The sequence below is a fragment of the Shewanella sp. SP2S2-6 genome (genome assembly GCF_031931965.1).
Taxonomy (GTDB): domain Bacteria; phylum Pseudomonadota; class Gammaproteobacteria; order Enterobacterales; family Shewanellaceae; genus Shewanella; species Shewanella baltica.
Map to the genome: position 1 here is coordinate 1 of NZ_JAUOEQ010000044.1, position 23,322 is coordinate 23,322.

Genomic DNA, 23,322 nt, shown 5'->3' on the forward strand with positions numbered 1-23,322 from the left:
GACAGTGGTGAGTTTGGTGATGTGATTTGCTGACTGGCATATTCATAAACCAGATTTTTAGGCATAATGGCCATCATTTTCGTTGGTTAGAAGACAGCCTGTGACCCCGATTTTTTTCAATCAGCAATACCCAACACTTGTGGATATTTGTGCACGTTGGCAACTCGTCTACGATGCGAATGCGACCTTCGAATTGCGTTTTGAATCAGATACTTTATCACTGCATAAACGCGATGAGCCTAAGCTTGATGGCATCGTGGTGGACTTTGTGACTGGCGCCGTCGCCCATAGACGTAAGTTCGGTGGGGGTCGCGGCCAATCCATCGCTAAAGCCGTGGGATTAAAGCAAGGGGTAATGCCAAGTGTGGTTGATGGCACTGCGGGTTTAGGACGCGATGCCTTCGTGCTAGCAAGCCTTGGTTGCACTGTAACTATGGTTGAACGTCATCCTGTGGTTGCGGCATTGCTTGAAGACGGCCTGCGCCGCGCCTATCAAGATGCTGAAATCGGTGTCTGGATGCGTGAGCGGATGCGCCTGTTCCATGGTTCGAGCCTCGAAGCCCTCTCGAAATTGGCACAAGAGGTGGATGTGGTATACCTCGATCCTATGTATCCCCATCGCGATAAATCGGCCCTCGTTAAAAAGGAAATGCGTGTATTCCAATCCTTAGTCGGCGCCGATTTAGACGCCGATGGCTTACTCGCCCCCGCTTTAGCCTTAGCAACTAAACGTGTCGTTGTTAAGCGCCCAGATTATGCCGAAGATTTGGATGGGGTTAAGCCAAATACGGTTATCGAAACTAAGAAAAACCGTTTCGATGTCTACGTAAAAGCCGCGATGAAATAGGGTTTATATCTATTTACATGATTGCTCAGACAAACAAGCAAGGCACTCATTAAATATGATGACTAGGTCGACAAGTTTGTCCGCTGGATGTTCCATTTCACGGTGCAGCTTAACGTAAGAAAAACTGCACTGGCACAACAAGTTCTAACGTCTCGTTTGGCATTGCATCGGGTATGGCAGGTAAGGGCTGGGCTCGCTGCAACATTTTTAGTGCTTCTGCATCTAATATTTGATAGCCCGAACTTTGCTCTATTCGACTCGCGCTGACTCTGCCTTGGCGATCTAACACAAAATACAGCATGACTGTGCCTTGCTGACGTCGATTACGTGCCGTACGCGGATATTCCTTATGTTGCTCTAACCAAGCTAATAAGGTCGCAGTGTAGTCTTGGGTATCGCCAAGCAAACCTCCTCCAGTCATGTTATCGCCGCTAGCTGCCTTATTCTGTTCTGCGGAATCAGCTTCACCACTTTGACCTACTTCGTTGGCAGACGCTGCTGACGCTGTCGGCGATGGGGTTTCGGTTGGGCTGCTATGCTGCTCATTCACCTCGGACTGAGTTGTTAGCTCATCTTGAGGTGTTGGCGCTATGGGTTTAGGTTTGGTACTTAGTGTGGGAGTTACTTTCTTTGTTATGGGTGGCAGTCGTGCTGGTTTATCGAGTTGCTCTTTAATGGGCTCAGATTTTTGCTCAGCTACTGGCGCCGTCGTTTGTGGCAGAGCACTCGCTGCGCTACCTGCTGGCCCTAAGGAAATTTCAATCCCTCCGTTGCCAACCGCTTTAGCCTGACCCGAGGGCGTTATTACTGCTGGTGACCAAAACACTGCAGCCGTTAAGGCGATGTGCAAAAAAGCCGCTAACAGCAAAGCTATACCGCATTGCGCTATGCTCGGCGCTAACTCTTGGTCTGTCATTTTGCCCCCAGCTCAGTTAATAAACGCAGCTTTTTAACGCCTACGCCATACAAGGCTTGGGTAAAATGCACGAGCTGGTTTCCCGATAACTCACCATCAACTTTTAGCGTGACTTGGGTTTCTGGCTCGGCGGACAGCAGCATATCGATGCGTGCTAACAGTTCTGCTTTCGTAATCGGTTCATTATCGAGTGCGAGCTTGTTTTCACGGCTTATTAGGATGAGCACTGCATCCGGTTCATCTACGCCATCACTTTGCGAGACCGGTGGAGTGACATCAAACGGCGCTGTCACTGAAAGGCTACCTGCGATCATAAAAAAGATTAACAGCAAGAACACCACATTAATCAGCGGCAAAATACGTTCTTCGGTTTGGTCTGGCCGACGTTCAGGAAAATGCATTAGTGGCTGTTCTCCATATTATTGCCGTCCGCTTTCGTCGCAGGTGCGGGTTGCCAATTGGAGTCTTCTACCAGTGTTAGCGGCGTAATCCCTGCGGCATTAAGTGCATCCAATACCTGTACTAACCTTTGTACTGGAGTATCCGCCTGCGGCTGTAGGCTCACTATCTGGCTTGCAGGCTGGCGCCCTTGTGCTTTTTGCTGTAATGCTTCCAGTGTGATCGTTTCGCCGTTTAGTTGCAGTTGGTCTGCGCTAATTTGTACTAAAAATGGCGCTTGCTCAGCGGGAGCGGGGCTACCTGCCGTGCTGGTATCGAGCGCCACAGTGCGCCAGTCTAGAAAACTGGAAGACAGCATAAAAAACACCAATAGGATAAACACCACATCAATGAGTGGCGTTAAGCTAATCACCGCTTTACGTTTTGAAGGATGAGCCGTGAGTCTTGGTCGTTGACTAAAGGGCGCTTGCATGGCGTGCCTGTTTGTTATTGGCTGTGAGTGGTGTAACCACAGTGCTTGGTGCTTGATAAGTGCTGGCCGCCGATAACTCTGGGGTAAACAGTTGCGTCACTAAGTTATCCATTTCGTGAGCGAGATGATCGACGCGCCGTTCTAGATAGTTCAGCAATGCCACCACTGGGATAGCGACACACAAACCGACCGCTGTGGTGAGCAAGGCTTCCCAGATCCCGCCCGATAGAATCGCCGGATTCACTTTATTACCCGCCGCTTGGAGTTGTTGAAAGGCGGCGATCATACCCATTACCGTGCCCAGTAATCCCAGTAGTGGTGATAATGAACCTATGACCTCTAGTGGGCGCAATCCGCGTCTTAACTGAAATAGCGCATTACAGCCATAACGCAGTACTTCTTCGCGGACTAAAGATTCAGGTAGTTGGCGTGTGATACCACGAATCGCTTGTGCCATTGCCTGTGCTGTGGGATTGCGGCTTACCGCAGCAAGCTGTAATGCTTCTTCCTGCTTGCCTTGTTGCCATAGCGCTAATGCCTGCCTTGCGGGTTTACGTTGCCACAGTCCGGCTAGTTGAAACTGGATAAGTTTCATCAGCACAATCGTCATCGCAACCAATGACATCAGCAGTAATATCACCACTACTGTGCCGCCCGTCTCCAGCAGTGCGAGGGCATCGTTCCACCAAGTCGATGTTGCTAACACATCTGTAGCGGAAGCTTCCTCCGTTGGCTGTTGCACACCCGAAACTACCGTTTCAGGTACTGAAGACAATAGCTCAATGGCATGAGTCTCAGTGTTGAGCGGTAACGTGGCTTGGCTGTTATCGGCGCTGGTATTTTCCTGCGCCCAACTGGCGAGTGGCGCAGCAAGTAATACCAATGAGAGTAAAACGGCTTTCAATATCATCAATTTTATCAACCTTTAACTTGATTCATTTTATGGTTAACTCGCCCTGTATCTGGGTAAGTGAAGGAGAACAATTTACCTGCAGGCCGTAACCAGCGAGGTCGCCAAGCTAAGGTTAAAGCGATGGCAAGTGCAGCCATGCCAATCATTGTTATCCAGAGCAGGCTGCCAAAGCTGACACCGTCGCGCACCAGCGACAGTGCTAAAGATATGCTTAGCATCAAGATGCCTAGGCAGCGTAGGGTCAACACCACCCTTTGAGTGGGTAGCGCCTTATCGAAAACAACGCGCCAATGCCGTACTTGGCTCAGGGCGAACAAAGCAAAGCTGAGGTAGGCCGTGCTAAATATGGCGACTAACAGCAGGTCTTTAGGCATTAATCCTCTCCTTTTAACATCTAACTCTCACGGATAACGGATAGTTTCCGCGCTGCGTAAATGGCCATCACAGCACTAGTAACAAGCACTAAGTCTAGGGTCGCAACGGGCCAATAGGTATGGGTGAATAGGGTCTTAAGCAGATGGTCGCCTGTGGTTATCCAGTTCAGTCCCACAGCTGCGATAGCAATCAGAGCAATCGCCCTGCATTGTTCTGCCCAAGCCTTTCGGTAACCATGCTGTTTGTTTAAAAACACTCTGATCAACGCATGAAGTAAGCAAGCTAACCAGACACCAAAGAAGGCATATACCTCTAGATCGCGGCTGGAGATACCTGCAAATTGTTCTCTATTATTGAGCAAGCGATTGACCACTAAAAAAGCCCCGGTCGCAGAAATAATGCCAGTGATCGCAGCGATGTTATGTGCATTCATAAAAGACACATTGAAGCCAGTGCTGCCTTGCTTTTGGTTACGTGCCTGAGTCCAATGCAGTAGGCCAGTGGCGATTAACGCGCAAGCACCCAGCCCTGCGATAAAATAAAGCCAGCGCAGTGGCCAGTGTTTAAATTTGATGTAATGCATACCAGCAATAAAGTTAAATACATTGGTCGTCGAGGATGAGTTGAAATGTGCTAGTTCCTCTCCAGTGGCGGTAGAAAACCTCCTATTATCAATATTCTGAGATACGCTGTTATCGCCATTTAGCCTGAGTGCGACGACGCCACCTGCATCTCTAGGATTGCTAACCCGAATCATATAGACAGCCCCTTGACCTAGTTCGCTTTCGGTCGCCGCAATCATAGGATCAATTGCGGCAACATTGGCGGGTTGGCCTATTGCTTGTGGTCTAACACGCCCCTGTGATTCGGCGATAAAACGGCTCCGTGCAGGACTATTGCGTGAGCCTTCTCTGGCATCGGTAATTTCGTCTTCATTTTCACTGCTAACATCTTGCTCTCGTTTGCGTGAAGCTTCTCTTACTTTGGATTTGGGTCGTTCCTGTGTCACGGATGGTGGGTTGAGCTGTGCGAAAACGGCATCGGGCGCCTTGGGGAAATAGATCAAGTGCGCAATCATTAGCCCAGACAAGGTGATGACGATAGTGAAAGGCAGCAGCACAACGCCTGTGAGGTTATGAATATCGAGATTGGCTCTGCCAAAGCCACGAAGCAGCCTAAGGGTAAAGAAATCGGCAAATATTCTACGGTGTATGACTATGCCGGAAATTAACAGGCAAAGCATACCCATGCTCGCAATGCCAACCAGTAGGGCGCCAATGTTGTTTTGGCGTAAGGTTAAATTGTGATGGAAGGGGTAAATAAAGTTACTCGCTCCTCGGGTGTTTGGAGCTGGAAGCGGTTCGAGCGTGATCGGGTGGAAACTATTTCGCTGTGCTATGTGTGACTTTGCAGAATCATAAGCCAATGTCAAAAAAGGTCTGCGCTCAGCGGGTAGCACTATAGTCCAAGCTTTTGCCCCCTCAGCTCGCTCTACCAGTAAAGGTATGATCTCGCGGTCTACCGATAATGGCCTTGCAGTATCCATGTGGATTCGAGTGTGTGGCATCATCCAGCGATCGATTTCTTTATCGAATACTGACAGCGTGCCGGTCCAGAAAATGGCGAACAGCAAGCCGCTTAATATCAATCCTGCCCAAGTGTGCAGGATACTCATCCGAGTACGGAATCCATCTTTCATGCTAATGCTCCAATTATCCAAGCCATGAAGATACTAAAACCCGTCAGGCTGCTTACGTTCAGCCAAGTTCGCAGGACGCCGTTACGGGAAAATGCCCACAATAGAATCAGCACTAAGTAGATAAACCCCAGCATACTGGTGACGACCACGGCATCCGTCCATGGCATACCCATGTGGTAAAGCAGAGCTCCTGTTGTATTAACAAGTTGGCCACTGGATAAATAGCACAATAAACAGATGGCGATTGAGTGTGCCAGCATCCCAGTGGTGAACAGCCATTTGCTAACGGCGCTTTGATTGCCTCGCTTCGATTGATGGGACAATCGTGAGTCTTTTTCGAGCATGATATGTAGGTCCATATTCAGAATTGCGTCTTAACGCTAACGAAATAACTACGTCCGCGCTCTGAATAGCGGTAGGCCCCAGTATCGTTATTCACTTTAAATCGCGTAGCGTCGGTGATGTTGTCTATCCCGACGTTGAAGCTAATAAAGCGGTTCAGCGAATAGTTCAGACCTGCGTCCAGCGTGATCAAATCCTTGTCGCTCTTATCGACCGTGTTGCGCTCGAAGCTGACTCGGGTAATTTCGCCCTCATAATTACCTCTCAGGAATGCCGAGAGTGCATCTGTAGGTTGGTAGTCGAGCGTTATTGAGCCGTTATGATTTGGAATGCCGACGAGCGAATTTCCGTCCAGCAATGCCAAGGTGTCACCGAAAGGGCGTGGACCCGCGGGGGTATTGATGATCACGTTGTCTGCGTTAATTCGTGAATCGGTATAGGTGTAACTCGCTTTGAGCGCCAAGGTATCAGCTATGTCCCAGTGGCCTTCAAGTTCGACACCGCGGATCTGTGCTCCCTTGGCATTTAGCCAAGTGGCCCAGGCTGGGCAGTCTTTGGTGCCAACGTCACCTGAAATGCAATAGGCTGGAATATATCCACCGTTACCATCGTCGAAATAGAAGGTGTTGGTGTTGAGGATTTTGTTGGAAAAGTCATTGAAAAATAGCGTTGCGCCGATATTTAGCGTGTCATCTTTAGTGTAAAGCGCGCCGATTTCATAATTCGTGCTTTGTTCTGGCTCTAAGTCGGGATTACCAACAATGACAAACTGACTCGTACTGCCGCCGCGTTGAGAGCCTGTGGAGTTATCAATCTGGTCAATCTTCGGGCTCTTGTAGCCGGTGGCGATGCCCCCTTTGAAAGTCCAGTGATCGTTATGATTGAAAACAAGATATGCTCTAGGTGAGACATGATGCCCAAAGAATTCGTTATCCGTTAGTCGCGCACCAAGGGTGAGATAAAGTTTCTCTGTGAGCAGTTCCCATTCGTCTTCTGCAAAAAGACTGATATCGCTGACAGAGCGGGTACCAAAGCTTCGGGGAGTACCATTACCTAAATCACCGTTAGTCAGTTTGTCGTTAGTCCATTGACCACCGAAAGTCAGAGTATGGCTATCTACACCTGTGATGAAGCGCGCATCGCCGACTTTGTTTGTTGAGCCTGTAGTGAAATCAGCTGCAGCAGGATAAGTCAGTCTTTCATAATCTTCTTCATAGTATTTCAGTTCTAGTTCGCCAAGATCGAACAAGGCATTGTAGGCAATGCTCCATGCATCTCGGGTCCATTCGCGGTCAATACTTCCTCTGGCGGTGGTGAGTAGAACTCCACCAGGATTGCCAATGTAGCGCTGACTCGCCTTTGAGTAGTCGAGGATAAACTCGTGGTCGCGATTAGGCGTGATCCGCAGCTTACCGCCTAGGGTTCGCTTAGTGGATTCCTGATATCCACCGTAATATTTGTCTTCGTCCTGTACGGCTTGATTTCCCCAAATGGAAGCACCAAGTAGATCTTTAACCAGCGGCCCCGAAATATAGATATCCTGTTGGTTTTGATTCCCCATAGCGCTGCTGTCTGGCACGCGCAAACTATAGCCCGCGCTAGCACTCCAATGTTCGGGTGTTTTTTTGGTAATGATATTGATGATACCGCCCATTGCATCGCTACCGTAGAGAGAACTCATAGGTCCACGAACCACTTCGACGCGCTCAATCGACGCAACGGGAGGGATAAAATTGCTATCGAGATCTTCGTTGTTCAATCCTCGCGGATTTCCCGTGTCCGAGCGTACCCGCTTGCCGTCAACGAGCACTAACGTATAACCCTTCTCCATACCGCGTATGGATATTCCGCTCTGTGCGCCAGAGCCAATAACATTGACTCCGGGAATTTCCCGCGCGATATCTTTTAGTGAATTAAATTTGCGTTGCTCTAGATCCTTGCCTGAAAGCACACTAATGCTCGCTGGCGCATTTTTGATATCCTGTTCATAACCCGCAGCGCTGATAACAGTTATGGGTGCCAACACTATTGCGGCGGTCGCCTTACCGAGAATATATTGCCCCTCAAGGCGCGATGTGACCTGTAAACCCGTCCCCGCCAGTATCTTTTGCAAGCCTGCTTCAATCGAATATTGTCCCTCTAGCCCTAAGCTGGTTTTACCCCGAGTGAGTGCTGAAGATATCGATAGATCAATATTCGCGGCCAGAGCAAAGCTGTTGAGTACGGCATCGAGCGTGCCCGCCTTAATTTGATAATGTTGTAGCTTGTTGATTTGTCTAGCATCAACATCGACAGTTTGAGCCAGTGATGGCTGTGGTGCTGTAATGCTTAAGATGACGGTGAAACTCAGGCCCATAAGGGACAAGTAGTTAGCGCGGTATTTTTTTGGTCGCGAATGGCCAAATTCAACGGAATGCATAGAGAGTCCCAAGGGGGAAAGTTAATAGGTTCTATCTACTATTCCGAACGAGATCGCAAAACCCGTAAAAATTTTTGAAAATAATTTTCAGCGTTAAGGTTTTAGCGGGCTGGGATCACTTTGACCCAGTAAGCTGTGCGATATTGCAGTTCTACTGACAGGCTGCTTGCAAGGCTTTGTAGGGCAAGGTCGGTATCTTGCAGAGAAAATACGCCGCTGATGGTCAAATTGGCCACGGCACTATCGTAAAGCGTGAAGCCGGGTCGATAGCGGCCGATCTCCTCAATAAAATCCGCTACCCGCATCCCTTCTGCCACTAGCTTGCCATGGCGCCAACTTATCGCTGCGTTTTGTAGCGGTTCAGGAGGCGCAATCATTGTCTTATCAAACCGAGTTTGTTGGCCTGCATCTACTCGTTGTGGCTTAACACCACTGGCAGCATAAGCTTCAACTGCGCCGTCGATTACGGCTACACGGGCATAGTGTTCGTATTGGCGGATGCAGAACTCAGTACCTAACGCGATTAGTTGGCCGAAGTGGGTGGTGACTAAGAATTGGCGACGGGGAGATTCATGACCCGTTTTGATCAAGATCTCTCCTTGATGGAGTTGTATTTGCCGCTTCTCTGCGGAGAAATCCACATCCACCGCAGTATCTATGTTCAGTGTTAAGCGGGTGCCATCTTCAAGAGTAAAGGTGCGAGTCTCGTTTGCGCCAGTGCGGTATTGAGCCTGCAGGCTCCGGCCAAGTCGAGTCTGTGACGCGCCAAGCCAAGTCGCGGTGACGCCAATCCCTGCCAGCGCTAAAACATTGAGGAAACGCCGACGTGATACGACGGACTGGCTAACTTTTTCAAGCACTTGGATGCCTGTACCCTTAGGTAAGGAGGCGAACTTGCCAGTGATCTGGCACATGCGTTGCCATGCTTGTTCGTGAAGTGAACTTTGGTCACGCCATTGTTGGCAGTTAATACTATCTTGCTCGGTAGCGTCATCCGCCAACAGGCGTGCCATCCAGCCAGCCGCCGCTTCAATGGCATCGCAGTCGTTTTCCTGCCCGATATTCTCGGCCCCGGATTGATTGGCAGGCATGACTAATAGGATTCCAGCGCGAGGCAGCAGGCCGCTAAGCCTCGCGCAACATACTTTTCTACCGATGAAACAGAAACTGATAGTTGCTTAGCAATATCGGCATAGCTTAAACCCTCTATCTGGCGCAGTAACAGCGTCAAGCGCACATTATCCGGCAAGTTATCGAGCATAACGGCAATTTCAGCGAGTGTTTCAATGATGACATGATGGATCTCTGGCCCAGGAATGAAGGTTTCTGGCATCAAGCTCAAACTTTCTAGGTAGGCTTCTTCAATCTTCTGCCGACGATAAGCATCAATCATCAATCCTTTGGCAATGCGAGTTAAAAATCGCCGCGATTCGCCTGAAGGCGGTAGATTTCCGGTTTTTAACAAACGTAGAAATGTATCTTGGGCTAGGTCGGCCGCTGTTTCTGAACAACCCACGCGTGAGTATAGCCAGCCGCGTAGCCAAAACTGGTTATCTCTATATAGGTTATTGATAGGAGAAGAAATATTGACCGACGTCATACGGTATAGGCAAGAATATTAATAATGCTGTAATGATATTGATTATCATTTGATGGGTCAAGTTTTGTGTCATTACGCCCATGAGATTACCTGCTTATGCATAGCGAGAATCATGGTGGAAATAAGCTGTAATCCTGTTTTATGCGACTTTCGAGCAAAAGGATTCGCCTATCTTTTTGTGTTTTTGACTGGCTCAACTAAACTTGAGCCTTATCTCTATAGGACTACCGATTATCTTTTTGAAAAATATGGTGATTCATTAATGATATAAAAACATCTTGTTAGGTTTAGCTTGCTGGTGGTTTAACTTATTTTCTAAGTGAATAAAAAGAAAGTTGGAATATTTTAGGAGAAATTGATGAGTAAGTTTCTGCTGTTCCTGATTTTAACTATGAGTGCCTTTGTTGCGGCTGCAAACCAAGATGTTCTTATCGGTAGCGGAGAATGGTCTCCGTATGCTGGCGCTAAATTGAAAGGATTAGGTTTTTTAAACGATGTGGTCACAATCGCTTTTGAGCAGGAAGGAATTACCGCAAAATTCGAGTTCAAACCTTGGGCTCGTATTGAAGTCGAAACCGGTAATGGGTATTTTCTCGCGTCACCCGGTTGGTCCATTCAAGAAGATCGTAAAGCCCAATATCTGTTCAGTAAGAAACCGATAATCGTTTCTCGCAGCGTATTTATTGAACGAGTTGATAGTCAGTTTGACTGGAAGATTATGAGTGATCTTAAACAATTTACTATCGGGTGCAACCGAGCCGATTACTATGTTAAAGCACTGACTGAGATAGGAGTTAAAGTTCAAGAGTTAAACGAATACCCACAGGGAATCAAGATGCTACTTGCTAAACGTTTTGACGCGTTCCTTGTAAATGAAGCCGTGGGGCGGAAACTGATACGCGATTTATCTGCTGAAGAACAAGCTAAAATTCAAATACACCCTTTAGCGTATGATGAAAATTTCTCCTTCCTCATGTTTTCTAAAAATTACCCTAATGTCGAAGCTTTTGTAGAAAAGTATGATTCTGGCTTTGAAAAAATACAGAAATCAGGGCTATATCAAACAATGGTTCAAGATTTATATAAAGGTAAATATGATTGATTAGATTTTATTGCGCGGTAAAAAAGTGGGATATTATTACGATTAAAATGTTTTCACCATCAAGTCATTGTCTAAACGTGTGACTTAACTAACCATCATAGCTTTGCAGCGGCGGGCTATGGTGGTTAACATGTCGGCTGGCATAGCTCATGTCGATATTTCAGCTTTATGGGCTATTTTCTTTTTGATACCCACTTATGACTTTTATATGAAACTCATTCCTCTGCTAAAACAACCGCGTATTCACTGACTATTCTAATGTGAAACTTCTCATAACATCATGTCTTATATTTATTATTTTGTTTATAAAGAGGATTTACAATGCAGAACAAGCATTGGTCAAAAGTTCAGTTATTGCATGAGGTGGTCACCAATCCCAATATCATAGTCAAAGGCCAACATAGCTATTACAGTGATTGCTGGGATGCTGGCTTTGAGGGATCAGCAGTGAGATATCTTCATGGTGATGAAGTGAGCCGTGAGTGGGAGCCTAAGTGGCCTATCGATAAACTTTATATCGGGAACTATGTGTGTATCGCCGCCGAAGTTGTGATCTTAATGGGCGGAAATCATACGCATAGAGCGGATTGGTTTTGTTTATATCCCTTTATGGATTTCATCGAGGAGGCCTATGTAGGCAAAGGCGATACTCATATTGGTGATGGGGCTTGGTTAGGTATGAGATGTATGCTGATGCCTGGGGTGACGATAGGTGAAGGTGCGGTTGTTGCCGCAAATAGTGTCGTCACTCAAAATATCGAACCCTACAGTATTGTGGCGGGATCACCTGCGAAATTAATCAAGTATCGGTTTGATAAAGACGTCATTACTGAGTTACTGGCGTTAAAAATCTACGATTGGCCTGCCGAAAAGTTTGAAAGCTTAAAGCGGTATTTGTGTTCGGCGGATTTTGACGTGCTCAGCAAAGCGATCACTCTCTATGACCAATCCATACATCAAAGCAAATAACCGTTAGTCCCAAAGTGAAAGGTCGCGCTCAGTCGAGTCCTTTCACTTATTCTGCCTTAAATCTACTTTTTGGCGTTTTGGCTAATTCGGCCAGTTCTTCGATGATCACCCGTAGCTTGGGTTGGAGGTAAGGGGTTTTAAGCCAAATAAGGTGGATAGGTGTGTCGTCACTGGCGAGTTCGTCCAGTACCGAGATTAGTTCACCGGTTTTAAGATAGTCCTCAACCAACCATATCGGCACTTGCGCTAAACCCACTCCCGCCAGTGCGGCCGCTAAAATGGCTTCGCAATCAGCGATTTCGTGGCGCACTGGAATGTCATAGGCCTCGATGATCCCATCCTCATTTTTAAGTAACCAGCGATGTTGCTGCCCAAGCGGCCAGCCAACAATGCATTGGTGCTGGCTGAGATCTGCTTTGTCTTTTGGTGTGCCAAGTCGAGCGAAATAGGCAGGAGAAGCGCAGATCACTCGGCGTTGTTCCCCTAATCTACGGGCGACTAAATCCAGAGTGTCGCCGAGTTGTCCGACACGCACTGCCAAATCAATGCCGTCACTGAATAAGTCGGTCGTTCTATCGTTGAAGGTGATGGATAACTCGAGCTTGGGATATTTTTGCGACAGTGCTAATAGGGTCGGCAGTATATATCGCCGCCCAAACGTGACGGGTAAATCCACTCGCACTCGACCTGAGGGAATTTGCTGTTCGCTGCCGAGTCGGCTTTGTGCATTGTCTAGGATTGCCATAGCATTTTGGCAGTCTTTGAGGTACGAATCGCCATCATTAGTTAAGCTCACACGCCTTGTGGTGCGGTGCAGCAGCTTAGTGCCTAAGCGGTTTTCTAATCGCACTATGCTTTTACTGAGCGCCGAACCTGTCATGCCTAACGCCTGCGCCGCTAAGGTAAAACTGCCGAGTTGTGCAACTGTGACGAAATGACGTATCTCAACAAATTGATTATTTATCACGGCAATTAATTCCTTGAAGGACTTAGTGAATGTCATTTTAGTGACTTAATCATGGCAAGTGAATCGCGTAAGCTACTACCACAGTATGAAAATGAGCGTTAATAACTGGTCAATGGCTAATTTATGATTGATAAGTAACGTTTTCTATACCATAAATTTTTTATCCCTATTGAGTGAGCTAACTATGAAATCGTCGAATAATCTGCAAGGTAAAGTGGCTTTTGTACAAGGTGGTAGCCGTGGTATCGGCGCTGCCATCGTTAAACGTTTAGCGACTGACGGCGCAGCGGTTGCCTTTACCTATGTGTCATCTGAGGCGCAGTCACAATTGCTGGTGGATGAAGTTATATCGCAGGGTGGCCAAGCCATTGCTATTAAGGCCGACAGTACTGAGCCAGAGGCGATCCGTCGTGCCATTCGCGAGACCAAAGCGCATTTCGGTGGCTTAGATATAGTGGTTAATAATGCGGGCACGCTGATTTGGGATAGCATCGAAAATCTGACGCTAGAAGACTGGGAACGAACAATTAACACTAACGTGCGCAGTGTGTTTGTGGCGAGCCAAGAAGCCGCGCTGCACATGAATGACGGCGGCCGCATCATCAATATCGGTAGCACCAACGCTGAGCGCATTCCGTTTGTAGGTGGTGCGATTTACGGCATGAGTAAATCGGCATTAGTCGGTTTAGCCAAGGGACTAGCGCGGGATTTAGGCCCACGTGCGATTACGGTGAACAACATTCAGCCTGGCCCTGTGGATACCGATATGAACCCTGATAACGGTGATTCATCTGAGCCAATCAAGGCGATGGGTGCCCTGGGTCGTTATGGTAAAGCCGAAGAGATTGCCAGTTTTGTCGCCTTTATCGCGGGTCCAGAAGCGGGTTACATCACTGGTGCGAGTTTGATGATTGATGGTGGGTTTTCAGCATAAGCTTTGTCTGTATCTATTTTTCAGGCAAGGCAAATTAATTTGCTTGTTGATGAACTATTGTTACAATCCGCCGGTCTTATCTTCAGCTATCTGTTGAAAGACACTCATTTTTTATCTTTATTATCAAAGAATAAGACGAAGAGAAATCCAAATTTTTACGTTATTGACTAAGAAAACAGGCAACTTATGGTGCGTGATGGTGTTTACCATTCTGACCTTGTTCTGTTTGACTCAAAACAGTGGAATACTTAACTTGTTGCTCACAGAGTCGAGCGCGCAAGCGATGTCGGCTACGTCTTTTTCTGGAGCTGGTTTTAGCGCCAACTCAGTTTTAAACTCAAGTTCAGCTTTAAACAGCAGCTCAGCTTCAAGCAATATGGCTAGTCACGTCGATGCCCAAGCGGCGGGTACTGAGCTGGTCAAAAGCGAGCCTAAAAAATGTGAATTGTCTGAGAAATCGATCCGAACCTGTATCGATGCACCGAGTTCCATTCCATTTCTTATCCTGTTGTTCCTACTTCCGTTACTTCCCCGCGCCTCCCGCGTGATAACACTGTTACCCATACAAGGTTATCAAGCTAAACCTAGGCGAATACATCTCACTCTCTGTCGCTTTCAAGAATAGAAATAATTTACTTATCAAACTGATAGGTGAGTTTATTCTGGCGCCCATTCTCTAGCTCGATAGTTGGCTTTTCTTACCCGTTTACCGGTTGAAAGGACCATTACCAGCTGCAGAACGTCCGCTTTTACACATCCTATCTCAGATCAAATTTCTTGAATTAAGCCTGCTATCACATTGATTTTTCTTAAGCCATCACGCCCTTTGTAACGGGGGCAGAGTTAAGAAGTAAAGCAAGCATTTACAGGGCATAACGAACAGTTCATGCCAATGGGGACAAAATGAGTACATTAAAATCCATGTTAACCAGATTCTGGATACTCGCCTTGATAGTGACGAGCCCGTCGCTCATGGCGGCATCGACAGGATGGTTAGTTAACGATAATCACCCTCCAGCCAAAGTACGTTTTATGCTGACGGGCGAAGTTGATCCCGCAACGAACACTTTGCCCGCTGTGCTTGAAGTACAACTCGAGGGCGATTGGAAAACCTATTGGCGCAGTCCTGGGGAAGGCGGTATCGCGCCTACCATCAAGTGGGATGGCTCTCGCAATCTACAGCAAGTGGATTGGAGATGGCCAGCGCCAGAGGAATTCTCATTATTGGGATTACAAACCTTTGGTTACAAAGGTAATACCACCTTTCCATTAACCTTGAAAGTCGATGATATCGCTGCCCCAACTCAGTTGCGTGGCAAAGTGACCTTGTCGACCTGTACCACTATCTGTGTACTAACGGATTATCAGATTAGTCTCGACTTCACGCCCAATTTGCTGCAAGCAGATACCGATGCCATGTTGGCTTACAACAAGGCCGTGTCACTTGTGCCACAAAAAGTGTTGACCCAAGAGGGCCAGAATCCTGCCATGACAATGGGTTGGGATGCCGCCAAAGGTCAACTTGAAGTCAGACTCAATGATGCCAACTGGCAGAGTCCAACCGTGATTATCGATGGCGAGCCAGATACCACATTCAAGCTAGTGAGCTTAAAACCAAACGAAAGTGATGCTAACGGCAAGCAATTAGTTGGTATTTTTAGCGGTAAAAGTTGGCTGGGCGAGCCTGAAGTTTTGGGTAAATCGCTGAACATGACTGTTGCCGATAGCGAGCGGGCGTTGGAATACAGCGCCGAAGTGAAGCCTGTGGTGATTACCCAAGCAAGTACCTCGATATTTGGCATGATACTGTTAGCGCTTATTGGTGGTTTGATCTTAAACGTCATGCCCTGCGTGTTACCCGTTCTCGGCATGAAGCTCAGTTCAGTGGTTGCTGCGCCTGATCTTAAGCGTAATCAAATCCGCCAACAGTTCATCGCATCAGCGCTGGGGATATTGGCCTCATTCTGGTTACTGGCTGGCTTTATCTTAATGCTTAAGCTCACGGGTCAAGCGATTGGTTGGGGTGTGCAGTTCCAAAACCCTTGGTTTATCGGCTTTATGGCGCTGGTGACCACAGTGTTTGCCTTCAATATGTTAGGTGTGTTTGAGATCAACTTACCCTCTAACGTGCAAACCAAGTTGGCGACAACGGGCGGCAATAATAACAGCGGCCATTTTTTACAAGGCATGTTTGCGACGCTGCTGGCGACACCGTGCAGTGCACCATTTTTGGGTACCGCGGTCGCTTTCGCCTTGGGCGCCGATGTACTGAGCCTGTTTGCCATCTTTACCGCGTTGGCCGTGGGTATGGCGTTCCCTTGGTTAATCGTGGCGGCATTCCCGCAAGTGGCGGGTTATTTCCCTAAACCCGGTCGCTGGATGAATACAGTTAAAGTGTTTTTCTCCGGCATGTTGCTCATCACCAGTTTGTGGCTCATTAGCCTGTTGGCCAGCTTTATTGATGTGCTCTACCTGTGGCCGTTAGCGGGTGTCATTACACTGATATTTATGGTGTTTATGGCTAAAAAGTATGGCGCGATTGCCATCGTGAGCTGCTTAGGTATCGGCATTTTACTGTCGGCGATTATCGCATTTATGACGGCGAACCAGTGGGCTAAACCTTTACCTGCGGACCTTGCTTGGACGCCATTGGATCAAGCATTGATTAATCAGCAGGTTGCCCAAGGCAAAACTGTGTTTGTCGATGTCACTGCCGATTGGTGCATTACCTGTAAGGCCAATAAAGTTGGCGTGATCTTGCAAGATCCAGTCTATAGCCTGTTGCAACAGCCGCATATTTTGCCGATGAAGGGCGATTGGACCACGCCTTCTGAGCCCATAACTCACTACCTGCAAAGCCATAATCGTTTCGGGGTGCCATTCAACGTGGTTTACGGCCCGGGTGCACCGCAAGGGATTGAGTTACCGGAAATTCTATCGACTGACCTTGTGCTTGCTGCGATTGAACAGGCCTCTGCGTCCCCTGAAAAGTCATCCGTAGCGTCAGGGAAATAACGCTAACGACCAGCCGTTCACTCGGCAATATCACTAGCCAATCTCGTACGGTAGCTCGCCGAGTGACACTCAACAAATACTCAGGTCAGGAAGCCCCTGACCTGAAACAATGGACATCGATTATGAAACAGACAATTGAAGCACAAAACATCACTGAATCAATGCAGAATACTCAAGTCATCGGAGGCACCAAAATGTCGAAATTTAGCTCTTTATTCAAACATCGCAAGTTGCAGATGTTTGCTGTCTCGGGTGTCGCCATGGCCATGCTGGTGGTTTCCTTGCCTTCGGTGAGCACCATGGCCTATGCCAAGGACAGCAGTTTATCGGCGGCGCAGCAGCAAGAGGTGCGAGCGATTCTTAAAGATGCCTTGATCAATGATCCTGACCTAATGAGAGAGGCGATTATTGCGTGGCAAGCAAGGGAGCAAGAGGGGGCAAATACAGCCATGCAAACCAGTCTTGTGACCCATCATAAAGCCATGTATGAGACCAAAAGCGATCCGTGGAAGGGCGCTGCGACACCTGAGATTGAGATGGTGTACTTCACCGATTTTAACTGCCCATACTGCAAGAAAATCGAGCCTTCGCTGAACCAGCTGATTGAAGAATTTCCTCAGTTAAAAATCATAGTCAAAATGGTGCCGCTGCAGGGCGAAGGCTCCAAAATGGCGGTCGATTTTGCCCAAACGGTTTGGTTAAACGAGCCTGAAAAGTATCTCAAGGTGAAGGATATGTTGATGTCGAGCCCGCGTGGACTCGATGCCGCCGCCATCGCTAAGGTCGCTAAACTGACGGCAACCGAGCGCTGGGTGGGCAACACAGATGAGCGCGTCGCTAAAATGGTCGATGACAATGTTAATTTAATGAATGAGTTAGGCATAGGTGGCACGCCAAGTATGATAGTGGCCGATACGCTTATTCCCGGATTAGTGCCTTACGAAGTGTTAAAAGAGCAGCTTGAAGCCGCGATTGCCGCTAAAGATAAGACGCAGAAGAGCAGTTAAGATGCCGCCAAAGGAAACTGAAAATATGAGCGCCGAACAAGTTTCGATATCTTTACCTAAACGCATATTGGGCTGGATTAAGCAGCTGGCACTTTTGCTGCTCATTGTCATTATCGTGACCAGCGTGATGGACATCTGGCGCGGCAAAGATATTCCGCGGGATAATTTGCCGCAGCTCCAAGGGACGACCTTGGCTGGGGAGATGCTTGATATTGCCACGCTCAGCCAAGATCAGGCGGTATTGGTGTACTTTTGGGGTACTTGGTGCCCTGTGTGTAATTTTGTCAGTCCGGCGGTCAATCAAATGTCGGCCTATTACCCCGTGGTGACGGTTGCCATGAATTCGGGGGAGGATGAGAAACTGAGAAAATATCTTCAGCATCAAGGCTATGGCTTTGACACTATTAACGATAGTGACAGCAAGATTGCCCGTGATTGGTCATTGCAGGCGACGCCAACCATTATGATCTTTAAAGATGGCGAGTTAAAACACTACACGACTGGCTTTACTAGCCTGCCAGGCATGTGGTGGCGAATGCTCTTTACTTAAATCAAATAATTAAACTGACTGCAGTTTGCCGGAGTTGCTTAGTGATCAGCTCAAGTGGGTTGAATCCAAAGCAGGATCTGGTGGCTGCATCAGGCGAGTTTGCTTGACTCGTATCGGTAACAAGCAAGAAATAAGGAAATCTTATGAAACAGAATAAATATGATGATCCGGCATTCTTCAACGAGTATGCCAAAATGCCGCGCTCAACCGGAGGACTAGAGTCCGCAGGGGAATGGCAGGCGCTGCGAGACAATTTGCCTGAGCTTCGTGGCAAGCGAGTGCTAGATATTGGATGCGGCTATGGCTGGCATTGCCAGTATGCCGCGGAACAGGGCGCTGCGGCCGTTGTGGGAATCGATATCTCAGCTAAAATGCTTGAAAAGGCAAGGCAGTTGACGACTGCGGACAATGTTCGTTATGAGAATACTGCCATTGAGGATTTTGAGTCGCCTTCCGGCGCATTTGATGTCGTGCTCAGTTCGCTCACTTTGCATTATGTGCAAGATTTAGACGCCGTCTTTGCCAAAGTGGCGGAGCAACTATCAGCGCAAGGCGTTTTTTGCTATTCCGTTGAGCATCCCGTGTTTACCTCCTGCGAACAGCAGAACTGGCACTTTGATAGTGAAGGCAAGATTGCGCATTTTCCGGTGGATAATTACTTCAAGGAAGGGAAAAGAGAAACCTCTTTTCTAGGTGCTGACGTCGTTAAGTACCATAGAACGATTGAAAGCCATTTCAAAGCGCTGATCTCGGCAGGGTTTCAGGTTGATGCTTTGATCGAGCCAGTGCCGCCATTGGAAATGATCAACAAAATGGGTTGGCAAGATGAACTCAGGCGACCCATGATGTTGATCCTTAGAGCGATCAAAAAGTAACTGACTTAGTACAGCGTAACGCCATTCAACTATTTCACTAAGGTGAGCAGTGGCGTCTGACTCACGACTTGGAAGTCGAGCGCCATAGTCACGCTGAGCGCCGTAATAGTGATGATTGAAAACCCAAACACTTGGCGAGCCCAGCGGTGCATGTCGACGCCGTGGCGATAACCTTTTAATGCCATGGCAAGCCACCACAGGCTGGTGGCGCAGGTGACCGCCATAAAGGCGATACCTGTGTAACCCGCGAGTGGTAACAGCGCACTGACTAAGGCGAACACAGCAATATACAGCACGATATGCAGTTTTGCCTTGGTCATGCCTTCTGCAACCGGCAGCACAGGAATATTAGCGGCCGCATAGTCATTAAAACGGAAAATCGCGATGGCATAGGAATGCGGCATCTGCCATAGACTGAACATCAACAGCAAAATAGCCGCGCCCATGTCCATTTGCCCTGTCACACTGCAATAGCCAACCACGGGCGGTACTGCGCCCGAGAAGCTGCCAACTAAAGTGCCATACACTGAGTTACGTTTCATGTAGAGGCTATAAACCCCCACATAAACTATGTAACCAATAACGGCAAATAGCAGGGCTAATGCATTGGTAAACAAGGCTAAGATGCTAAAGCCCAACACGCCTAAGGCGAGTCCAAACGCGAGTACGTTACCCACGGCAATTTCGCCCGTGACGGTCACGCGTTTGCAGGTTCGCTGCATCTTGGCGTCGATATCACGGTCAATACAGTTATTGATTGCGCAGCCCGAGGCTACGACCAAGGACAATCCCACTAAGCTCGCCAGCATCAAGACCAAATTTACGTCGCCTTTGGCGGCTAATAAAAAACCGCCAGCAACGGAAATCAGATTCCCGAAAATGATGCCAGGCTTAGTAACCTGCACATACCCTTTGAAGCGTGCTTTCCATTGCGGTGACATAAATCTGTCTTGTGTTTGCATAGACTGTTTCTCGTTACATCATCAAAGCGTTGGCTTCGAGTATGATCCACACCGACAAGCCGACGACCATGACAATAATCAGGGCGGTAAACAGGAAGGAGAAGGTATTTACTTTGCCTTCTTTCGAGAAATCTAAGTGCAAGAAGTACTTAAGATGTACCACTATCTGCACTATCGCCATCACTAGCACTAAGCTAAGGGTGGTCGCTTTCTCGAAGTGATGGGTCATTACAGCCCAAAATGGAATGGCGGTTAATACCACTGACAGCACAAAGCCCATTAGATATGACTTAATGCTCGCGGCCAGATCGTCAGTGCCATGGCTAGGCTGATTGTGCGTATGACTATGTGCGCCCATTACAGTGCTCCCAATAAATACACGACCGTGAATACACAAATCCACACTATGTCGAGGAAATGCCAGAACAGGCTTAAGCAGCTCAGGCGGGTGATGCTGCGATGACCTAAACCGGTTTTCGCCACTTCAATCATCATGATCGCCATCCAAATCAGACCTGCGGTCACGTGCAAGCCGTGCATACCGACAAGGGTGAAGAAGGACGACAGGAAAGCGCTGCGCTGCGGGCCATTGCCATGTTCAATCAGGTGATGGAATTCATAGACTTCCATCCCGATAAACACACAACCGAGGGCGAAGGTGACGAGTAACCAAGCCAAGGTTGCGGCTTTGTTGTGGCGCTTAGCAAAAATCAGCGCCATGCCATAGGTAATACTACTGACGAGCAGGGCGGCAGTTTCAATCAGCACAAAGTCCAATTCGAAAATGTCTTTACCCGAAACGCCACCGTCCGTGTTCATGTAGAGCACAGCATAGGTTGCGAAAACCGAGGCAAACAAAATGCAGTCGGTCATCAGGTAAATCCAAAAACCAAACAGAGTGTTGCCACTGGTGTCATGGTGTTCGTGGTGATCTTCTGCGTGAGCTACTTCTAAATCTGCTGGGATTGCAATACTCATATCAGCCCCTTACTACATTGTTTAAGTGGGCATTTTCAATGCGAGCCACTTCATCGGGTTGCACGTAATAGTCGACGTCATTGTTATAAGCACGGAACAGGAACACCACGAAAGCGCCCACTAAGCCCACAATGGCTAACCACAGGATGTGCCAAATAGCGGCAAAACCAGCGGCAGTGATCCCCAGCGCCATTAAGATACCGCTTGGGGTATTTTTCGGCATATGGATAGCTTGGTAGTGTTTTTGACGTTGATAAGCCACGCCTTTTTCTTTCGCATCGGTAAAGGCATCGATATCAGCAACCTGTGGCAGCTTAGCGAAGTTATAGAACTGTGGTGGAGAAGCGGTTGACCACTCTAAAGTATGGCCATTCCATGGATCGCCCGTCGTGTCGCGGTTTTGGTCGCGGTCACGGATACTCACGTACAGTTGGATAAACTGCAGAATGATACCGACCATGATGATGCAAGCACCCACGGCGGCTAAGTAGATCCACAGGTTCCACGCTGGGTTATCAATGTGGTTGATACGGCGTGTCATACCCATAAAGCCCAGTACGTACAAAGGCATAAAGGCGACATAGAAACCGATTTGCCAGCACCAGAATGACGCTTTACCTAAACGCTCATTTAAGTGGAAACCTGTTGCTTTCGGGAACCAGTAAGCAAAGCCTGCTAAGTAACCAAAGACCGCACCACCAATAATAGTGTTATGGAAATGCGCGATTAAAAACAAACTGTTATGTAGAACGTAGTCGGCACCTGGTAAGGCTAATAACACCCCTGTCATGCCGCCTATGGTGAAAGTCACCATAAAGCCCAGCGTCCACAACACTGGTACCGTTAAACGTAGGCGGCCACGATAGATAGTGAACAACCAGTTAAACAGTTTTACCCCGGTCGGAACCGCAATCACCATAGTCATCACCCCGAAGAAGGCGTTGACGTTGGCACTTGAGCCCATGGTGAAGAAGTGGTGTAACCAAACGATGAAACCTAGAATTGAAATCGCACCACTCGCCCACACCATAGAGGTGTAACCGAACAGGCGTTTGGAGGTAAAGGTTGAGATCACATCGGAGAAAATACCAAAAGCAGGCAAAATCAGGATGTAAACTTCAGGATGTCCCCACGCCCAAAACAGGTTGATATACATCATGGCGTTACCGCCACCGTCATTGGTGAAGAAGTGGAAATCCATGTAACGGTCGAGTGTCAGCAGGGCTAACACAGCGGTTAAGATTGGGAATGACGCGACGATCAATATGTTCGCCCAAGTACAAGTCCAAGTGAAGATTGGCATTTGCATCAGCTTCATGCCTGGGGCACGCATCTTCAGTACGGTGGCGATAAAGTTCACCCCGGTTAAGGTCGTCCCTATGCCCGAAATCTGCAGTGCCCAGATATAGTAATCGACCCCAACCCCCGGACTGTAAGCCAGCTCTGAGAGTGGTGGATACGCTACCCAACCTGTTTTAGCAAATTCACCTAAACCCAAAGAAATATTGATCAACACAGCGCCAGAGGCGGTAAGCCAGAAGCTGAGGTTGTTCAAGAATGGGAAGGCAACGTCGCGAGCTCCAATTTGCAGCGGCAACACTAAGTTCATCAGACCTATCATAAATGGCATCGCCATAAAGATAATCATGATCACGCCATGGGCGGTGAAGATTTGGTCGTAATGTTCAGGCGGCAGATAACCTGCGGCGCCGTTGGTGGCAAGTGCTTGCTGGGTACGCATCATAATGGCATCGGAGAAGCCACGAATGAGCATCACCAAAGCTAACACTATGTACATGATACCGAGGCGTTTATGGTCAACTGAGGTTAACCAGTCGTTCCAAAGTACGCTCCATTTTTTGTGTTTAGTGATCAAGGCTGCGATATACAAACCTACCACTGCGACGACCGCTAAGGTCACCATGATGATAGGCTCGTGATACGGAATCGCATCTAAGCTTAATTTACCGAGAAATGACAT

The 23,322-nt window shown here is 48.0% G+C and carries 24 protein-coding genes; 9 read left to right on the forward strand and 15 right to left on the reverse strand.

Features of this window, described 5'->3' with window-relative positions; all coding sequences use genetic code 11:
* The first annotated feature begins 100 nt into the window (after positions 1 to 100).
* On the forward strand, positions 101 to 847 hold the full coding sequence (locus Q4Q57_RS19715; RefSeq protein WP_115335834.1) for a class I SAM-dependent methyltransferase: 747 nt from the start codon (positions 101 to 103) through the stop codon (positions 845 to 847).
* Between the two features lie 109 nt (positions 848 to 956).
* On the opposite strand, the gene Q4Q57_RS19720 is transcribed toward Q4Q57_RS19715, so the two are convergent.
* From Q4Q57_RS19720 to Q4Q57_RS19765, 10 genes are all read right to left on the reverse strand, one after another.
* Positions 957 to 1,763, reverse strand: coding sequence for an energy transducer TonB (locus tag Q4Q57_RS19720; RefSeq protein WP_259483639.1), 807 nt, complete (start codon positions 1,761 to 1,763; stop codon positions 957 to 959).
* Positions 1,760 to 2,164, reverse strand: coding sequence for a biopolymer transporter ExbD (locus Q4Q57_RS19725; protein ID WP_311891803.1), 405 nt, complete (start codon positions 2,162 to 2,164; stop codon positions 1,760 to 1,762). Before Q4Q57_RS19725 ends, Q4Q57_RS19720 begins: the two co-directional genes overlap by 4 nt.
* Positions 2,164 to 2,634: an ExbD/TolR family protein gene (locus Q4Q57_RS19730; RefSeq protein ID WP_014620482.1), complete on the reverse strand. Its 471-nt coding sequence runs from the start codon at positions 2,632 to 2,634 to the stop codon at positions 2,164 to 2,166. The genes Q4Q57_RS19725 and Q4Q57_RS19730 overlap by 1 nt, the downstream gene beginning before the upstream one ends.
* A complete protein-coding gene (locus Q4Q57_RS19735; RefSeq protein ID WP_311891820.1) occupies positions 2,618 to 3,544 on the reverse strand; it encodes a MotA/TolQ/ExbB proton channel family protein in 927 nt (308 codons plus the stop codon). Before Q4Q57_RS19735 ends, Q4Q57_RS19730 begins: the two co-directional genes overlap by 17 nt.
* A gap of 8 nt (positions 3,545 to 3,552) precedes the next feature.
* The gene (locus Q4Q57_RS19740; protein WP_126493241.1) at positions 3,553 to 3,921 is read right to left on the reverse strand and encodes a DUF3325 domain-containing protein; all 369 of its coding nucleotides are present in this window, start codon (positions 3,919 to 3,921) and stop codon (positions 3,553 to 3,555) included.
* 20 nt (positions 3,922 to 3,941) lie between these two features.
* On the reverse strand, positions 3,942 to 5,621 hold the full coding sequence (locus Q4Q57_RS19745) for a PepSY-associated TM helix domain-containing protein (RefSeq protein ID WP_311891804.1): 1,680 nt from the start codon (positions 5,619 to 5,621) through the stop codon (positions 3,942 to 3,944).
* Positions 5,618 to 5,980: a hypothetical protein gene (locus Q4Q57_RS19750; RefSeq protein ID WP_259214300.1), complete on the reverse strand. Its 363-nt coding sequence runs from the start codon at positions 5,978 to 5,980 to the stop codon at positions 5,618 to 5,620. The genes Q4Q57_RS19745 and Q4Q57_RS19750 overlap by 4 nt, the downstream gene beginning before the upstream one ends.
* 2 nt (positions 5,981 to 5,982) lie before the next feature.
* Positions 5,983 to 8,382 (reverse strand): TonB-dependent receptor domain-containing protein, encoded by a 2,400-nt coding sequence (locus Q4Q57_RS19755; RefSeq protein ID WP_311891805.1) that lies wholly within the window; start codon positions 8,380 to 8,382, stop codon positions 5,983 to 5,985.
* 101 nt (positions 8,383 to 8,483) lie between these two features.
* Entirely contained in the window at positions 8,484 to 9,473 is a 990-nt protein-coding gene (locus Q4Q57_RS19760) for a FecR domain-containing protein (protein WP_311891806.1), read from the reverse strand.
* Positions 9,474 to 9,475: 2 nt separating this feature from the next.
* The gene (locus tag Q4Q57_RS19765) at positions 9,476 to 9,982 is read right to left on the reverse strand and encodes a sigma-70 family RNA polymerase sigma factor (RefSeq protein WP_012090589.1); all 507 of its coding nucleotides are present in this window, start codon (positions 9,980 to 9,982) and stop codon (positions 9,476 to 9,478) included.
* A 358-nt stretch (positions 9,983 to 10,340) separates the two neighbouring features.
* On the opposite strand from Q4Q57_RS19765, the gene Q4Q57_RS19770 reads away from it, so the two are divergent.
* A complete protein-coding gene (locus Q4Q57_RS19770) occupies positions 10,341 to 11,084 on the forward strand; it encodes a transporter substrate-binding domain-containing protein (RefSeq protein WP_311891807.1) in 744 nt (247 codons plus the stop codon).
* Positions 11,085 to 11,405: 321 nt separating this feature from the next.
* Positions 11,406 to 12,053, forward strand: a complete 648-nt coding sequence (locus Q4Q57_RS19775) for a CatB-related O-acetyltransferase (protein WP_259542475.1) — start codon at positions 11,406 to 11,408, stop codon at positions 12,051 to 12,053.
* Positions 12,054 to 12,099: 46 nt separating this feature from the next.
* Here Q4Q57_RS19775 and Q4Q57_RS19780 read toward each other — a convergent pair whose 3' ends face one another.
* Positions 12,100 to 13,020, reverse strand: a complete 921-nt coding sequence (locus tag Q4Q57_RS19780; RefSeq protein WP_311891808.1) for a LysR family transcriptional regulator — start codon at positions 13,018 to 13,020, stop codon at positions 12,100 to 12,102.
* A gap of 184 nt (positions 13,021 to 13,204) precedes the next feature.
* On the opposite strand from Q4Q57_RS19780, the gene Q4Q57_RS19785 reads away from it, so the two are divergent.
* The 6 genes from Q4Q57_RS19785 to Q4Q57_RS19810 all read left to right on the forward strand — a co-directional run bounded on the left by Q4Q57_RS19785 (position 13,205) and on the right by Q4Q57_RS19810 (position 19,401).
* The gene (locus tag Q4Q57_RS19785) at positions 13,205 to 13,954 is read left to right on the forward strand and encodes a 3-oxoacyl-ACP reductase family protein (RefSeq protein WP_311891809.1); all 750 of its coding nucleotides are present in this window, start codon (positions 13,205 to 13,207) and stop codon (positions 13,952 to 13,954) included.
* Between the two features lie 196 nt (positions 13,955 to 14,150).
* Positions 14,151 to 14,579, forward strand: a complete 429-nt coding sequence (locus Q4Q57_RS19790) for a hypothetical protein (protein ID WP_311891810.1) — start codon at positions 14,151 to 14,153, stop codon at positions 14,577 to 14,579.
* A 278-nt stretch (positions 14,580 to 14,857) separates the two neighbouring features.
* On the forward strand, positions 14,858 to 16,969 hold the full coding sequence (locus Q4Q57_RS19795) for a protein-disulfide reductase DsbD domain-containing protein (RefSeq protein ID WP_311891811.1): 2,112 nt from the start codon (positions 14,858 to 14,860) through the stop codon (positions 16,967 to 16,969).
* Positions 16,970 to 17,091: 122 nt separating this feature from the next.
* Positions 17,092 to 17,976 carry a thioredoxin domain-containing protein gene (locus Q4Q57_RS19800; protein ID WP_012197816.1) on the forward strand — a complete coding sequence of 295 codons (885 nt, stop codon included), beginning with the start codon at positions 17,092 to 17,094 and terminating at the stop codon, positions 17,974 to 17,976.
* A gap of 25 nt (positions 17,977 to 18,001) precedes the next feature.
* Positions 18,002 to 18,526 carry a protein disulfide oxidoreductase gene (locus Q4Q57_RS19805; RefSeq protein WP_311891812.1) on the forward strand — a complete coding sequence of 175 codons (525 nt, stop codon included), beginning with the start codon at positions 18,002 to 18,004 and terminating at the stop codon, positions 18,524 to 18,526.
* Positions 18,527 to 18,669: 143 nt separating this feature from the next.
* Positions 18,670 to 19,401, forward strand: a complete 732-nt coding sequence (locus Q4Q57_RS19810; protein ID WP_311891813.1) for a class I SAM-dependent methyltransferase — start codon at positions 18,670 to 18,672, stop codon at positions 19,399 to 19,401.
* Between the two features lie 29 nt (positions 19,402 to 19,430).
* Here the strand turns inward: Q4Q57_RS19810 and cyoE are convergent, their stop codons facing one another.
* The 4 genes from cyoE to cyoB are packed head-to-tail and all read right to left on the reverse strand — an operon-like array spanning position 19,431 to position 23,322.
* Entirely contained in the window at positions 19,431 to 20,363 is a 933-nt protein-coding gene (cyoE, locus tag Q4Q57_RS19815; protein ID WP_311891814.1) for a heme o synthase, read from the reverse strand.
* A gap of 13 nt (positions 20,364 to 20,376) precedes the next feature.
* Complete coding sequence (cyoD, locus tag Q4Q57_RS19820; protein ID WP_310189445.1) at positions 20,377 to 20,721, reverse strand: cytochrome o ubiquinol oxidase subunit IV; 345 nt, start codon at positions 20,719 to 20,721, stop codon at positions 20,377 to 20,379.
* A complete protein-coding gene (cyoC, locus tag Q4Q57_RS19825) occupies positions 20,721 to 21,341 on the reverse strand; it encodes a cytochrome o ubiquinol oxidase subunit III (RefSeq protein ID WP_011787513.1) in 621 nt (206 codons plus the stop codon). Before cyoC ends, cyoD begins: the two co-directional genes overlap by 1 nt.
* A gap of 1 nt (position 21,342) precedes the next feature.
* Complete coding sequence (gene cyoB, locus Q4Q57_RS19830; RefSeq protein ID WP_311891815.1) at positions 21,343 to 23,322, reverse strand: cytochrome o ubiquinol oxidase subunit I; 1,980 nt, start codon at positions 23,320 to 23,322, stop codon at positions 21,343 to 21,345.